The sequence below is a fragment of the Flavobacterium sp. AC105 genome, assembly GCF_979258495.1.
Genome location: NZ_OZ409860.1, coordinates 2897920 through 2912799, shown reverse-complemented (window position 1 = coordinate 2912799; position 14880 = coordinate 2897920). Strand labels below are relative to the sequence as shown.

Below are 14880 nucleotides of genomic sequence, written 5' to 3'. Positions count from 1 at the left end.
AAGCCTACAGCTTATAGCATAAAGCATAAAATAAATGAAAAAAATAGACAATCCAAAACCAGATACCTGGTCTGATATATTAAAAAGACCAACCAAAACAATCGATGATATCGAAGTTACGGTAAAAGAAATCTTCAAAGAAGTGCAGAAAAAAGGCGATGAAGCCGTTGCAAAATACACTTCTATTTTCGACGGAATTGCTTTAGATAATTATGAAGTTTCTCCAAAAGAAATTGAAGAAGCCATTAATTCGATTTCAAATGAATTAAAAGACGCCATTAAGTTAGCAAAAGATAATATTTATAAATTCCACAAAGCTCAAAAAACAGATAGAATTTCTATTGAAACGATACAAGGCGTAAACTGCTGGCAGGAAAAAAGACCAATTCAGAAAATTGGTTTATACATTCCGGGCGGAACTGCACCTTTGTTTTCAACGGTTTTAATGTTAGCGGTTCCTGCGGAAATTGCAGGCTGTAAAGAAATCGTTTTGTGTTCGCCACCGGATAAAACCGGAAAAATAAACCCTGCCATTTTATATGCAGCGAATTTATGCGGCGTAACCAAAATATTAAAAGTTGGCGGAATTCAGGCAATTGCCGGAATGACATTTGGTACACAATCGATCCCAAAAGTTTATAAAATCTTCGGACCCGGAAATCAGTTTGTAACCGTTGCAAAACAATTGGCAACTCAATTTGGTGTTGCAATCGATATGCCTGCCGGACCTTCTGAATTGTTGGTTGTTGCTGATGATACGGCTGTTCCTGCTTTTGTAGCTTCAGATTTGTTGTCTCAGGCAGAACACGGAACGGACAGTCAGGTAATTTTAGTTTCGACTTCGAAAAAATTAATTGATGCTGTCGAAAAGGAAATTCAGGTTCAGATTGAAGAACTGCCGAGAAAGGAAATCGCGAAAAAAGCCATCGAAAACTCAAAGTTGATTTACGTTGAAAATGATCAGATTGCTTTGGATTTAATCAACGAATACGGACCCGAACATTTTATTATCTGTTCAGAATTTGATGATTTTTATTGTAATGGAATCATAAATGCAGGTTCGGTTTTTATTGGAAATTATACGCCTGAAAGTGCCGGAGATTATGCCTCGGGAACAAATCATACGTTGCCAACAAACGGATATGCTAAGAATTACAGCGGCGTAAATCTGGATAGTTTTATGAAATCTATGACGTTTCAGAAAATAACAGAAAAAGGAATTCAAAATATAGGAAAAGCAATCGAAATTATGGCTGAAGCCGAAGGTTTGCAAGCGCATAAAAATGCGGTAACTTTGAGATTGAGGAGTTTAGAGTAGAGAAAATAGAATAAAGAATATAGAGCAAAGAGACAAGAAGCAAGAAGCAAGAAACAAGATGAAAGAGTTAAAGGATAGATTTGAATCTTTATTCTTGCCTCTTGATTCTTTTCTCTCCTTAAAAATAAAAGAATGAAATTCGATATAAATACAATAACACGTGAAAACGTGAAAATACTAAAACCATATTCTTCGGCGCGTGATGAGTTTGAAGATTTTGATACGGCACAGATGATCTTTTTGGACGCGAACGAAAACCCGTTTCAAAATGGCGTGAATCGTTATCCGGATCCGCAGCAGAATTCAGTTAAAGCGATTTTGGCGAAGAATAATAAGGTAAAATCAAGTCAGATTTTATTAGGAAACGGAAGCGATGAAGTTCTGGATTTGCTTTTCAGGGCTTTCTGTGAACCCAAAACTGACAATATCATTTCGTTACCGCCAACGTACGGAATGTACAGCGTTCTGGCGAATATTAATGCGGTAGAAAACAGGGAAGTTTTACTTTCTACCGATTTTCAGCCACAAGTCGAAAAGATTTTAGATGTTATTGATGATAACACAAAAATCATCTTTTTATGCTCGCCAAATAACCCAACCGGAAATTCTTTTTCGGATGAAAGTGTGGTGAAATTGCTTCAAAACTTTAAAGGTCTGGTTGTAATCGACGAAGCTTATATAGACTTTTCAGCTAAAGAAAGCTGGCTGACAGAAATTGACGAATATCCTAATTTGGTGATTACGCAAACGCTTTCAAAAGCGTATGGTTTGGCTGGAATTCGATTAGGAATTTGTTATGGTTCTGAAGCTGTGATTTCGGTTTTGAACAAAATAAAACCTCCGTATAATGTCAACGAATTAACACAACAAAGAGCCATTTCCCGTTTGAATGATTCGGATAAAATAAAACAGGAAATTGCTTCTATTATTGAACAAAGAGAGGAATTACTTAAAGTTTTACTGGAAGTTAGTTTTGTTGAAAAAGTATATCCAACAGAAGCAAATTTTGTTTTGGTAAAAGTAGATAATGCCAACAAAAGATATGATGAATTAATTGCAAAAGGAATCGTAATCCGTAACAGAACAACGCAGCCTTTATGCGAAAACTGTCTGCGTTTTACGATTGGAATTCCAGAGGAAAACGCAGTTTTAATTAAAGAATTAAAGTTATTAAGCTAAAAGAAATAGCCCACAGATTTTGCGGATTAAACGGGTTATTTTTTTACGAATTTAAATGATTTAAAAAAGATTCTTTCACGCAGATTTTGCAGATTAAAGCAGATTTAATTTTGATTTTTAAATATAAAATAATCTGTGTACATCTGCTTAAATCTTTTTAAAATCTGCGTGAAAAAATTAGTGAAATTTGTGTAATCTGTGGCAGAAAAATATAATTTATGAAAAAAGTACTTTTTATCGATCGTGACGGAACGATTGTTTTAGAACCTGAAAATTATCAATTAGATGCTTTGGAGAAAGTAGAATTTTATCCGAAAGCTTTTCAATATTTGGCTAAAATTGCTAATGAATTAGATTACGAATTAGCGATGGTAACCAATCAGGACGGGTTGGGTACGGATAGTTTTCCGGAAGATACGTTTTGGCCAACGCAAAATTTTATTCTGAAAGCCTTTGAAAATGAAGGCGTTTTGTTTGATGACATTTTTATCGACAGATCGTTTCCTGAAGATAACGCGCCAACAAGAAAACCAAGAACCGGAATGTTGACGAAATATATTGATAATCCGGATTATGATTTGGCTAATTCTTTTGTTTTGGGAGATCGTTTGACGGATGTTGAATTGGCGAAAAACTTAGGCGCAAAAGCAATTTTCATCAATGATAATGACGGAATCGGAACTAACGAAATTTTATCAAAAAGAGAAGAATTAGACGAAACGATTATTCTTCAAACGATGAGTTGGAAAACGATTTATGAGTTTCTGAAATTAGAAGCGCGTTCGGCATCGATTACGCGTAAAACCAATGAAACGGATATTTTTATCGATCTAAATCTTGACGGAACGGGAAAAAGTAAAATCGAAACCGGAATTGCATTTTTCGATCATATGTTAGATCAGATTTCGCGCCACGGTCAAATGGATTTGGAAATTTTGGTTAAAGGAGATCTGGAAGTCGATGAACATCACACGATTGAAGATACAGCAATTGCTCTTGGAGAAGTTTTTGCAAAAGCTTTAGGAAATAAATTAGGAATTGAGCGTTACGGATTTTGTCTTCCAATGGACGATTGCCTGGCACAGGTTGCAATTGATTTTGGCGGAAGAAACTGGTTGGTTTGGGAAACCGAATTTAAACGTGAAATGGTTGGAAAAATGCCAACAGAAATGTTTTTTCACTTCTTTAAATCCTTTTCTGACGGCGCCAAAGCGAACATCAACATAAAAGCCGAAGGAACGAACGAACATCATAAAATCGAAGCCATTTTTAAAGCTTTCGCGAAAGCCATAAAAGTAGCGGTGAAAAGAGATACAGAGAAAATGATTTTGCCATCAACTAAAGGAATGCTTTAGAAAAAAGTAAAATTGTTCATGTTTTAGGTTGTGCAACGGAACCTGAAACAAAACAAACCTGAAACAACAAAAAAATGGATGCTAAAAAGTTTGCTGAGAAATGGATTGAATCCTGGAATTCGCATGATTTAGAAGATATAATGAAACATTATTCGGAAGATATTGAAATTACCACACCGATGATAAAACTGGCTGCGGGAATTGAAAGCGGTTCGCTTCAGGGAAAAGAGCAAGTGCGGGCATATTGGGAAAAAGCATTGACAAAAATTCCGGATTTGAATTTTGAATTGGTTGATGTTACATCAGGAGTAGATTCGGTGGCACTTTATTACAAATCGGTGATGAATAAAATGGCGATCGAAGTAATGTTTTTTGATCAAAACGGATTGGTAAATAAAATGATCGCCCATTATACGGATCTGTAAAAGTTTAAATTTTGTTTCAAGTTTCAGGTTTCAAGTTCTGTGTGTAACTTGAAACCTGAAACTTGAAACCTGAAACAAAAAAAAATGAAAATAGTAATTATAAATTACGGAGCAGGAAATATTCAAAGCATTATGTTTGCTATTGAAAGGCTTGGTTTTAACGCTGTTTTGAGTAATAATCCGGAAGAAATTCAACAAGCTGATAAAGTAATTTTTCCCGGCGTTGGCGAGGCAAGTTCAGCCATGACGAAACTTAGAGAAAGTGGTTTGGATAATTTGATTCCGAATTTGAAACAACCCGTTTTAGGAATTTGTCTGGGAATGCAATTAATGTGCAAATCGACGGAAGAAGGAAATACTGAAGGTTTAGGGATTTTTGATGTTGATGTGGTTAAATTTACGTCAAAAGTAAAAGTACCGCAAATGGGATGGAATCAGATTTATAACTTAAAATCAGATTTGTTTAAAGGAATTTCTGAGAATGAATTTATGTATTTGGTACACAGTTTTTATGCGCCATATTGCGATGAAGCCATTGCTACTACGGATTACGAACTTGAATATGCATCGGCTTTGCAAAAAAATAATTTTTATGGGACTCAGTTTCATCCTGAAAAAAGCGGGGCTGTTGGGGAGAAAATACTGGAAAATTTTTTAAAAATATAAAGAAAGATTTAAGGCCTTTATGACTTTAGACTTTCAAACTTTAAGACTTAATAAAATGAGAATAATACCAGCCATAGATATCATTGACGGAAAATGTGTTCGTTTATCCAAAGGCGATTACGATACCAAAATAATTTATAACGAAAATCCGCTTGAAGTAGCGAAATCATTTGAAGCGCACGGAATCGAATATTTGCATTTGGTAGATCTTGACGGCGCAAAATCGAGTAAAATTGTCAATTATAAAATATTAGAGCAAATTGCAACGCAAACCACATTAAAAATTGATTTTGGAGGTGGCTTAAAATCTGATGACGATTTGAAAATTGCTTTTGAAAGTGGTGCAAATCAAATTACTGGCGGAAGTATTGCCGTAAAAAACAGAGCAATTTTCGAAAAATGGATTTCAGAATACGGATCGGATAAAATTATCCTGGGTGCTGATGCCAAAGACGAAAAAATTGCCGTTTCGGGTTGGTTAGAAGATTCAGATGAAGACTTGATTCCGTTTATTCAGGAATATCAAATGAAAGGGATTCAATATGTTATTTGTACGGATATTGCAAAAGACGGAATGCTTGAAGGTCCGAGTTTTGATTTGTACGGTGAAATTTTGAAAGAAGCACATGGTGTAAAATTAATCGCTTCGGGAGGAATTTCAACTTTCGACGAATTACCAAAATTAGCTGAACTAGGCTGCGAAGGAACAATCATTGGAAAAGCTATTTATGAAGGCAGAATTACGTTGAAACAACTGGAGAATTATATAATTAGAAAATGAGATAATTAGTCAATTAGATAATTATTTCAATGCGCTTAAAATTATCTAATTATCAAATTTTCTAATTGAGACATTAAAAACAACAGATTATGATAACTTGTCACTTAAAATACGTTATAGATCCGTATCAATTGGAGGTTTTTGAAGATTACGGTAAGAGATGGATTAAAATCGTAAATCGTTTGGGAGGTCAGCATCACGGTTATTTTATGCCTTCGGAAGGGGCTAATAATATTGCTTATGCCTTGTTTTCTTTTCCAAGTTTTGCGGATTACGAAAATTATCGAAAAGCAATGTTTTCAAAAGACGACAAAGAGTGCGTAGAAGCTTTTAAACTTGCCGAAGACACAAGATGTATTATAAGTTACGAAAGAACTTTTTTAAGTCCTGTATTTGAATAGAAAAAAATTAGAAAATGAGATAAGTAGAAAATTAGATAATTCAAAGCTTTGTGTAATAATTATCTAATTGACTAATTATCTAATTAACACATTAGATTAATGTTAGCAAAAAGAATCATTCCTTGTTTGGATATAAAAAACGGAAGAACCGTAAAAGGCGTTAATTTTGTGGATTTGCGCGATGCGGGAGATCCTGTGGAATTGGCAGAAATTTATTCGGCGGAAGGTGCGGATGAGTTGGTTTTCCTGGATATTTCGGCTACGGAAGAACGCCGTAAAACGTTGGTGAATATGGTGCGAAGTGTGGCGGAGAAAATCAATATTCCGTTTACGGTTGGAGGTGGAATTTCATCTGTAGAAGATGTTGAAATTCTGTTGAATAATGGAGCCGACAAAGTTTCTATCAATTCATCGGCAGTAAAAAATCCGCAATTGATTAATGACCTTGCTCAAAAATTCGGAAGTCAATGTGTTGTTGTTGCAATAGATGCCAAACAAATTGAAGGACAATGGATTGTGCATTTGGTTGGAGGAAAAGTTCCGACAGAATTAAATCTATTCGATTGGGCTGTGGAAGTCGCAGAACGCGGAGCCGGCGAAATATTATTTACTTCAATGGATAACGACGGAACTAAAAATGGTTTTGCAAACGAAGCTTTGGCTAAATTATCCCAATTGATTAATATTCCGATTATTGCTTCCGGCGGTGCTGGAAATATGCAGCATTTTGTAGATTCTTTCAAAGTAGGAAAAGCTGATGCTGCTTTGGCTGCGAGCGTTTTTCACTTTAAGGAAATTGAGATTAAGGCTTTGAAGGAAGAACTTAGGGATAATGGTATTGAAGTTAGAATTTAGAAGCAAGAAGCAAGAGAATAGAAGCAAGAATAAAGAAAATAGAGTAAAGAAAATAGAGTAAAGAAAATAGAATAAGGAAAATAGAATAAGGAAATAAAAAAAAAATAGAATTAAGACAAAGAGCTAAATCTGAAGTCTAAAATCTAAAATCTAAAATAAAATGAATATAGATATAAAAAGTTCACACGGGTTGATTCCGGCAATTATTCAGGATTCTGAAACCAAAAATGTTTTGATGTTGGGATATATGAATGACGAATCGATTCAAAAGACAATCGAAACTCAGAAAGTAACTTTTTTTAGCAGATCTAAACAAAGACTTTGGACAAAAGGCGAGGAGAGTGGCAATTTTTTGAATCTTATAAGTATCAAAAATGATTGTGACGGCGATACACTTTTAATTCAGGCAAAACCTGTTGGACCAACGTGTCATACAGGTGCGGATACGTGCTGGCAGGAAGCAAATACGGAGAATTACGGTTTTATTTCTGAACTTGAAAATACAATCAAAATTCGTAGAGAAAATGCGGATTCTGAGAAAAGTTATGTGGCTTCTTTATTCGAAAAAGGAATCAATAAAATTGCTCAAAAAGTAGGCGAAGAAGCTGTAGAAGTGGTTATTGAAGCGAAAGATGATAACGATGATTTATTTTTAAGCGAAAGCGCTGATTTGCTGTTTCATTACTTAATTTTACTTCAGGCAAAAGGTTTCCAATTGAATGATGTTGTTGATGTTTTGAAAAAGCGTCAGAAGTAGTTTTAAAGAAAATAATCAATATAATTTTTGTCCGACTGAGCGAAGTCGAAGTCCCGCAAAGTGATTCAGCAAACCGGACTTCGACTTCGCTCAGTCTGACAAAAATACGACTAATAAAAAAGAAAAAATCCGTATCAATCCGCGTTTTCGCGAAGTGAATCAGCGTCATCCGCGTGCCATTTCGACACTATTCTACAAACTCAAAAACAGCGAATTCCTGCGGTTGATGAAATCCGAATTTAAAACTTTTATAAGGCTGTAATGCAAGATATTCGGTTGTGTTACCGTAATCAATTCTAAAAGCATTTCCTTTCCATTTCATTCCTGTTTTTGGTTTTATGAAATTACCATTTTGAATGAGTTCTAAACTCGAAAACGGAATCTTAATTTCGGTATTAAAACCTTCCGGAGTTATTTTGCTTTGCGCTTCCAATCCGGAAATATCAAAAGCTATACTCGTATTCCAGCCGCCACAATTTGGCGAAATGCATTTTAAAAGCATGTCATAATTAGACGAAAAAGCATTTACACCAATTTCTATATAATTTTGTCCATCTCCGTCAGGATCCAGAAAAACTTCTACTAAATCATCTGTATTAAAAATTTGAGCATCTTTTTTCTGACTTGATCCCACAATTTTAGAATCGGTTGATTTATAAGCGATATATAGGTTTTCATTATTCCACGAAAGTGAAATCATTGTATTTTGTGTGGCTTTTTTACCTGAATTATGAATTACAAAAGGACCTGAAAAAGGTGTTTTCCAATCGGATAAATCCCCGTCAATAATTATATTCTCATTTGTTTTATGAACCTGAATAATTTGTGAATGACTTGTTATCGAAAACATCAGACATAAAAGAGCCGCAATTTTACTAATTTTCATAAATAGTAATTTATTTTGATATGCTAAAGTAAAAAAGAATAAATGAATTTTAACATTAAATTTTCGGAATAGAAATTATAAAATCATTTAAAACTTAATGGGATTGTTTACATTTGTTGAAGATTATGCTGGTTTAATTACCTTATTTATTACAAATTTATAAATAATGAAAAAATACTTCTGTGGCGTTTTTATCGCCTTTTTAGTTGGTTTTACTGCCAATGCGCAAGGACTTCTTAATAAGTCTGAAACGGTTTTTACACATCAGGATACTTTACGCGGAAGCATTAATAAAGAAAGAGCCTGGTGGGATTTGAAATATTATCATTTGGATGTAAAAGTAAATCCGAAAGAAAAAACGATTACGGGTTCAAACACAGTTCGTTATACGGTTTTAACTGAGAATAATAAAATGCAGATTGATTTGCAGGAACCGATGCAAATTTATAAAGTAACACAAGACGGGAAGGAATTGCAGTTTGAAAGAGACGGAAATGCTTTTTTTATTGCATTAACCGCGACTCAAAAAGTGGGAGAAACTAAGGAAATCGTAATTTCTTTTGGAGGAAAACCTAAAGAAGCTATAAAACCGCCCTGGGATGGTGGAATTACATGGAAAAAAGATAAAAACGGAAAAGATTTTATTGCTTCTTCTTGCCAGGGATTGGGTGCCAGCGTTTGGTGGCCGTGCAAAGATCATATGTATGACGAAGTCGAAAACATGCTCATTAGCGTGAATGTTCCCGGAGATTTGACTGATGTTTCGAACGGAAGACTGCAAAGTGTTAAGAAAGAAAAAGACGGCACAAAAACTTTTAATTGGTATGTTTCGAACCCGATTAATAATTATGGTGTAAATATTAATATTGGTGATTATGTTAATTTCTCTGAAAAATTTAAAGGAGAAAAAGGTGATTTAGATTGTAATTATTACGTTTTGAGAGATAATTTGGCTGTAGCCAAAGAACAATTCAAAGATGTGCCAAGGATGCTGAAAGCGTTTGAAAACTGGTTTGGTCCTTATCCTTTTTATGAAGACAGTTACAAATTGGTCGAAGCGCCTTATTTAGGTATGGAGCACCAAAGTAGTGTGACATACGGAAACGGCTTTAAAAACGGTTATTTAGGTCGTGATTTAAGCGGAACCGGCTGGGGATTAAAATTTGATTTTATCATTATTCACGAATCCGGTCATGAATGGTTTGCCAACAATATTACCTATAAAGATATTGCTGATATGTGGATTCATGAAAGTTTTACCAATTATTCTGAAAGTCTTTTTCTGGAGTATTATTATGGTAAAGAGGCTGGTGCCGAATATGTAATTGGATGCAGAAAAATCATTGCTAATGATAAACCAATCATTGGACATTATGACGTAAACAACGAAGGTTCAGGCGATATGTACCCAAAGGGGGCAAATATGCTGCATACTATTCGCCAGATTGTAAATGATGATGCAAAATGGAAATCAATTCTGAGAGGTTTAAACAGTACTTTTTACCATCAAACGGTTACTTCTAAACAAATTGAGGATTATATAAACACACAAGCAGGAATTAATTTCAACAGGGTTTTTGCTCAATATTTAACGACAACTCAAATTCCTGTTTTCGAATATATGTTTAAAAACGGAACTTTTGGATATCACTGGACCAATTGTGTTGCCAAATTTGATATGCCAGTAAAAGTAAAGCTTAACGGTGTTGAAACGTGGCTGAAACCAACAACAGAATGGCAATCTGTGAAGACAACTAATGAAGACAGAAAACTTGAAGTTGATAAGAATTTTTATGTAACGACTTCTAATATAATCGAATAAAAATTCGATAAATTCCAATTTTATAAAATCCCAAATTCCAATGATGAAGTTTGGGATTTTTTATTGGCTTACTTATGCGTAATGTACGTCATTGCGAGGAACGAAGCAATCTCACGTTGCTTCGATTACTAGCTTTTCGTTAGTGAGGTTGCTTCGTTCCTCGCAATGACCCTAACTTTGTAATTATTGGAATTTGGAATTTTAAAAAATTGAAATTTTACTTTCCTATCGGCTACTCAACTTCGCCTTTTCCTTAATTATATCAGCAATTTTTCTGTTTTCAATTTTGCTTTCAAGCCATGAAATAATGTCCAGGTAAAGAAATGCTCTTTTCTCGTAAGTGTTTTTTTCCAATTCAATAAAGCGCAAACGCATTTTAATGAATTCCTTTTTAATATCGGCGGGATATAAGTTGTTTAGGTTTCTCAAAAACTTGATAATTTCCTTTTGAACTTCATGCAGATCGTTCATTTTTATTAGAAATTTATAGGTGTTTTTAAGGTGATTTTCTAAGTAATAATCTTTTCCTAATTCATAATGTGCAATCAAAGACAAAAGTCTGGCGAAGCACATTAAGTCTTCACGCATAGATAAGTTCTTGTTGTTGATTATTTTATCTAAATAGTGAATGCATTCATTGTACTTTTCGTTTCCAAAATAAATAGAAGCAATCTTATAATAGAATAACATTTCGTGATGTTCATCAAGATGTTCGCTGTGCAGTTTTATTTTTTCCAAAATCTCAGGAATTAGATATTCGCTTTCGGCAAAAGTTCCTTCAAGAATATGCAAATTGAGTTTATTATTATAAACGTAAAGAAAAGATAGCGACGCAACGTTATCATTGACAGGAAATCTGGAATCCTCGATTGTTTCTTCTAAAAGCGTTAAATATTTCTTGAAATTCGATTTGTATTTCAACATATATAAGGACTCCAAAAAGTAATGATTTCCTTTTAAGAAGAATACCGGATTCTGAAAGATCATATTTGGATTATCATAAAATAAGGTCACCCATTTATACGCATATTTATAACTCGCCAAAAAGTCCTGAACTAAGAAACTGCGCCATAAATTTGCATTGTAAAACCAATATTTCTCGCGGAAACCAAATTTGCTTTCGTCTAATTTGGATATGTGTTTGTTGAAATAATCATCAATATATTTATATTCTTCGTCGCTTTTTACGTAACCGGTTTTCAGCATGATTCCGTATAACTGAAGCGATAAATTCGATAATTTGCTCGAAATAGTATTTCTGTAATTTAATTCTTTTGCCTGAATTACCAATTCATCGGCGCGACCCTGAATACTTCGGGTAATATATTGCGATTCTATCAGTTTTTCGAACTCGACGATTTCATACGCCATATATTTTTCGTCATTTTCCAGCGCAATGATTTTTGTTTTATCGAGAATTTTCAAACTCTGTTTGTATAATCCTTTATTATATAAGATTACGGCAAAATCTATTTGTTCGCGCAATTGATACCGAATGTTCTGACTCGGAATATTTAGTCTGATACTAACTAAAATTTGTTTGTATAAGTATGATTTTAAGTTAGATAACTGTACTTTTTTGATGATTCCGCTTTTTAAAATAAGCTTTTCATCATAGTTTTCAGACTTGTCTAAAATATTAAACAATTCAATAAATTTTGTGTTAGAACTGGTTTCTAAACGGCTTGCAAAAATTTTAAACTGTCTTTTTTCAGATTTAGAAAGTGATTTTATTAATACAAATAAGAAATCTTTTTGATGGTTAGCCATTGTAAAATATAATAATGTAACTTATTGATTATTAGTTATTTAATTCGATTTAAATTGTGTTATGAACAGTATAATTTCATTAAAATGAATTTCATACTGCATAAGTACAATATATATTTGTTATCAAGATGTGAAATTACATTAAATAAATGAATATGAATAGAGAGAAAGTTCAAATTTTTGACACCACTTTGCGCGACGGTGAGCAGGTTCCAGGATGTAAGTTAGATACTAAACAAAAATTAGTTATCGCAGAACGACTTGATAAAATGGGAGTTGACGTTATCGAAGCAGGTTTTCCTGTGTCAAGTCCGGGCGATTTTTTATCGGTCTCTGAGATTTGTAAAATTGTAGAAAATGCAACCGTCTGCGGACTAACAAGAGCTGTAAAAAACGACATTGATGTTGCTGCAGCTGCCTTAAAGCATGCTAAAAGACCTAGAATCCACACCGGAATCGGAACATCACAATCTCATATACTCCATAAATTAAATACCACACCAGAAGATATTATTGAAAGAGCAAAATTTGCTGTTTCGCACGCAAAATCGTATGTAGAAGACGTTGAGTTTTATGCAGAAGATGCCGGAAGAACAGATAATGCTTTCCTTGCAAAAGTTTGCGAAGAAGTGATCAAATCCGGTGCAACGGTATTGAATATTCCGGATACAACAGGATATTGTTTGCCAGAGGAATACGGAGCAAAAATTAAATATTTAAAAGAAAACGTAAAAGGTATCGAAAACGTAATCCTTTCATGTCACTGTCATAATGATTTAGGAATGGCAACTGCAAACTCTATTGCAGGTGCGATAAACGGAGCGAGACAAATAGAATGTACAATTAATGGTATTGGCGAAAGAGCCGGAAATACGGCGCTTGAAGAAGTGGTAATGATTTTTAAACAACATCCTTACTTAAATCTTGACACGAACATTAATACAAGAGAATTGAATGAAATGAGCCGATTAGTTTCTGAAAGTATGGGAATGATCGTTCAGCCAAATAAAGCTATTGTTGGAGCAAATGCTTTTGCGCATAGTTCCGGAATTCACCAGGATGGTGTGATCAAAAACAGAGCAACTTACGAAATCATGGATCCGCTTGATGTGGGTGTTAATGAATCTTCGATTATTTTGACAGCAAGAAGCGGAAGAGCTGCATTGGCTTACCGTGCTAAAAAAGTGGGTTACGAACTTACAAAAGTACAATTAGACATTGTATATATTGAGTTTTTGAAATTCGCAGATATTAAAAAAGAAGTTGTTGATGCTGATATTCATCAGATTATTGAAGCGGCTAAAATTCAGGACGAATTAGTTAGAAGCTAGTTTAAAAAAGAGAATAGAAGAAACAGAATAGAAGAAAGAGAATAGAAGAAAGAGAATAGAAGAAAGAGAATAGAAGAAAGAGAATAGAAGAAAGAGAATAGAAGAAAGACGAAAGACTAAAGAAAAAAAGATTTAAATCATAAAGAACGAGACGTTATGAATTTGAAAATAGCAGTTTTACCTGGAGACGGAATAGGACCAGAGGTAATTTTACAAGCCAAGAAAGCTTTATACGCCATAGGCGAAGTGTATAATCATGAATTTGTTTTTGAAGAAGCGCTTATGGGAGCGATCGCTATCGATAAAACAGGCAATCCATTGCCGGAACAAACGCTAAATCTGTGCAAAAATACAGATGCGGTTTTATTTGGAGCGATTGGCGATCCTAAATATGATAATAATCCAAATGCAAAAGTTCGTCCGGAGCAGGGATTATTGAGACTTCGTAAAGAACTGGGTTTGTTTGCAAATATTCGTCCTATAAAACCATACAAATCATTGCTGGATGCTTCTCCTTTAAAAAGAGAAATTATTGAAGGTGCTGATTTTACTATTTTCAGAGAATTAACCGGTGGTGCTTATTTTGGAGCCAAAACATTAAATGAAGAAGGAACACATGCTTCGGATTTATGTGAATATTCAGAAGAAGAAATTACCAGAATTGCACATTTAGCTTTTAAATCGGCACAAAACCGACGCAAAAAGTTAACGATGGTTGATAAAGCAAATGTTTTGGAAACCTCTAGATTATGGAGAAAAGTAGTTCAGAAAGTGAGCGAAAATTATCCTGATGTAGCTTTAGACTTTTTATTTGTGGATAACGCAGCCATGCAGATTATTTTAAATCCGAAACAATTTGATGTGATTTTGACAGAAAATTTATTCGGGGATATTTTATCAGATGAAGCAAGTGTTATTACAGGTTCTATCGGGTTATTGGCTTCGGCATCTTTAGGAGAAAAAAATGCGCTTTTTGAACCAATTCACGGTTCTTATCCGCAGGCAAAAGGAAAAAATACTGCAAATCCAATTGCTTCTATTTTATCAGCTGCAATGTTATTAGAACATTTTGGTTTATATAAAGAAGCAAACGTGATTTATCAGGCGGTTGAAAAAGCAATTGAGTTTAAAGTAGTAACAACAGACTTAAAACCAGATTCAAAATTCGGTACGAATGAAGTAGGGGAGTTTGTTTCAAATTTTATTTTCAGCAAAGACGATTTGCTTTATTTTAATAATGACAACGTTCATATCGGACAATCGACAATTGTTTAAGTTTTTTATTAAAAAATTGAAATAATTCACAAGAAGTATTGTAAATGTTGAGATTTTAT

The 14880-nt window shown here is 34.1% G+C and carries 14 protein-coding genes; 12 read left to right on the top strand and 2 right to left on the bottom strand.

The genetic code is table 11. The features are described 5' to 3' along the window. Positions 1-34: 34 nt before the first annotated feature. From hisD to hisIE, 9 genes are all read left to right on the top strand, one after another. Complete coding sequence (gene hisD / locus ACZ0AH_RS12150; protein WP_463476061.1) at positions 35-1318, top strand: histidinol dehydrogenase; 1284 nt, start codon at positions 35-37, stop codon at positions 1316-1318. A gap of 132 nt (positions 1319-1450) precedes the next feature. Further along, complete coding sequence (gene hisC / locus ACZ0AH_RS12145) at positions 1451-2497, top strand: histidinol-phosphate transaminase (RefSeq protein WP_463476060.1); 1047 nt, start codon at positions 1451-1453, stop codon at positions 2495-2497. Positions 2498-2715: 218 nt separating this feature from the next. Continuing rightward, positions 2716-3852, top strand: a complete 1137-nt coding sequence (gene hisB / locus ACZ0AH_RS12140) for a bifunctional histidinol-phosphatase/imidazoleglycerol-phosphate dehydratase HisB (RefSeq protein ID WP_463476059.1) — start codon at positions 2716-2718, stop codon at positions 3850-3852. Between the two features lie 74 nt (positions 3853-3926). After that, complete coding sequence (locus tag ACZ0AH_RS12135) at positions 3927-4277, top strand: nuclear transport factor 2 family protein (protein WP_463476058.1); 351 nt, start codon at positions 3927-3929, stop codon at positions 4275-4277. Between the two features lie 84 nt (positions 4278-4361). Further along, positions 4362-4943 (top strand): imidazole glycerol phosphate synthase subunit HisH, encoded by a 582-nt coding sequence (gene hisH, locus ACZ0AH_RS12130; RefSeq protein ID WP_463476057.1) that lies wholly within the window; start codon positions 4362-4364, stop codon positions 4941-4943. A 55-nt stretch (positions 4944-4998) separates the two neighbouring features. Continuing rightward, on the top strand, positions 4999-5724 hold the full coding sequence (gene hisA / locus ACZ0AH_RS12125) for a 1-(5-phosphoribosyl)-5-[(5-phosphoribosylamino)methylideneamino]imidazole-4-carboxamide isomerase (protein WP_463476056.1): 726 nt from the start codon (positions 4999-5001) through the stop codon (positions 5722-5724). 89 nt (positions 5725-5813) lie between these two features. Continuing rightward, positions 5814-6125, top strand: a complete 312-nt coding sequence (locus tag ACZ0AH_RS12120) for an NIPSNAP family protein (protein WP_463476055.1) — start codon at positions 5814-5816, stop codon at positions 6123-6125. Between the two features lie 99 nt (positions 6126-6224). Then, positions 6225-6980 carry an imidazole glycerol phosphate synthase subunit HisF gene (gene hisF / locus ACZ0AH_RS12115; protein ID WP_463476054.1) on the top strand — a complete coding sequence of 252 codons (756 nt, stop codon included), beginning with the start codon at positions 6225-6227 and terminating at the stop codon, positions 6978-6980. 160 nt (positions 6981-7140) lie between these two features. Further along, positions 7141-7737, top strand: a complete 597-nt coding sequence (hisIE, locus tag ACZ0AH_RS12110; RefSeq protein WP_463476053.1) for a bifunctional phosphoribosyl-AMP cyclohydrolase/phosphoribosyl-ATP diphosphatase HisIE — start codon at positions 7141-7143, stop codon at positions 7735-7737. A gap of 187 nt (positions 7738-7924) precedes the next feature. Here hisIE and ACZ0AH_RS12105 read toward each other — a convergent pair whose 3' ends face one another. Beyond that, positions 7925-8623: a carbohydrate-binding family 9-like protein gene (locus ACZ0AH_RS12105; RefSeq protein WP_463476052.1), complete on the bottom strand. Its 699-nt coding sequence runs from the start codon at positions 8621-8623 to the stop codon at positions 7925-7927. 166 nt (positions 8624-8789) lie between these two features. Between ACZ0AH_RS12105 and ACZ0AH_RS12100 the strand changes: the two genes are divergently transcribed. Next, positions 8790-10445 carry a M1 family metallopeptidase gene (locus tag ACZ0AH_RS12100; protein ID WP_463476051.1) on the top strand — a complete coding sequence of 552 codons (1656 nt, stop codon included), beginning with the start codon at positions 8790-8792 and terminating at the stop codon, positions 10443-10445. A 225-nt stretch (positions 10446-10670) separates the two neighbouring features. Here the strand turns inward: ACZ0AH_RS12100 and ACZ0AH_RS12095 are convergent, their stop codons facing one another. Next, on the bottom strand, positions 10671-12215 hold the full coding sequence (locus tag ACZ0AH_RS12095) for a hypothetical protein (RefSeq protein WP_463476050.1): 1545 nt from the start codon (positions 12213-12215) through the stop codon (positions 10671-10673). 155 nt (positions 12216-12370) lie between these two features. On the opposite strand from ACZ0AH_RS12095, the gene ACZ0AH_RS12090 reads away from it, so the two are divergent. Both ACZ0AH_RS12090 and leuB read left to right on the top strand, forming a co-directional pair. Beyond that, a complete protein-coding gene (locus ACZ0AH_RS12090) occupies positions 12371-13546 on the top strand; it encodes a 2-isopropylmalate synthase (RefSeq protein ID WP_463476049.1) in 1176 nt (391 codons plus the stop codon). Positions 13547-13702: 156 nt separating this feature from the next. Next, complete coding sequence (leuB, locus tag ACZ0AH_RS12085) at positions 13703-14821, top strand: 3-isopropylmalate dehydrogenase (RefSeq protein ID WP_463476048.1); 1119 nt, start codon at positions 13703-13705, stop codon at positions 14819-14821. Positions 14822-14880: the final 59 nt, after the last annotated feature.

Coding starts and splice junctions, on each gene's coding strand:
- hisB (WP_463476059.1), top strand. CDS start 2,716: ATGAAAAAAGTACTTTTTATCGATCGTGACGGAACGATTGTTTTAGAA.
- hisH (WP_463476057.1), top strand. CDS start 4,362: ATGAAAATAGTAATTATAAATTACGGAGCAGGAAATATTCAAAGCATT.
- ACZ0AH_RS12105 (WP_463476052.1), bottom strand. CDS start 8,623: ATGAAAATTAGTAAAATTGCGGCTCTTTTATGTCTGATGTTTTCGATA.
- hisIE (WP_463476053.1), top strand. CDS start 7,141: ATGAATATAGATATAAAAAGTTCACACGGGTTGATTCCGGCAATTATT.
- ACZ0AH_RS12095 (WP_463476050.1), bottom strand. CDS start 12,215: ATGGCTAACCATCAAAAAGATTTCTTATTTGTATTAATAAAATCACTT.
- hisA (WP_463476056.1), top strand. CDS start 4,999: ATGAGAATAATACCAGCCATAGATATCATTGACGGAAAATGTGTTCGT.
- ACZ0AH_RS12100 (WP_463476051.1), top strand. CDS start 8,790: ATGAAAAAATACTTCTGTGGCGTTTTTATCGCCTTTTTAGTTGGTTTT.
- ACZ0AH_RS12120 (WP_463476055.1), top strand. CDS start 5,814: ATGATAACTTGTCACTTAAAATACGTTATAGATCCGTATCAATTGGAG.
- hisF (WP_463476054.1), top strand. CDS start 6,225: ATGTTAGCAAAAAGAATCATTCCTTGTTTGGATATAAAAAACGGAAGA.
- ACZ0AH_RS12090 (WP_463476049.1), top strand. CDS start 12,371: ATGAATAGAGAGAAAGTTCAAATTTTTGACACCACTTTGCGCGACGGT.
- ACZ0AH_RS12135 (WP_463476058.1), top strand. CDS start 3,927: ATGGATGCTAAAAAGTTTGCTGAGAAATGGATTGAATCCTGGAATTCG.
- hisD (WP_463476061.1), top strand. CDS start 35: ATGAAAAAAATAGACAATCCAAAACCAGATACCTGGTCTGATATATTA.
- hisC (WP_463476060.1), top strand. CDS start 1,451: ATGAAATTCGATATAAATACAATAACACGTGAAAACGTGAAAATACTA.
- leuB (WP_463476048.1), top strand. CDS start 13,703: ATGAATTTGAAAATAGCAGTTTTACCTGGAGACGGAATAGGACCAGAG.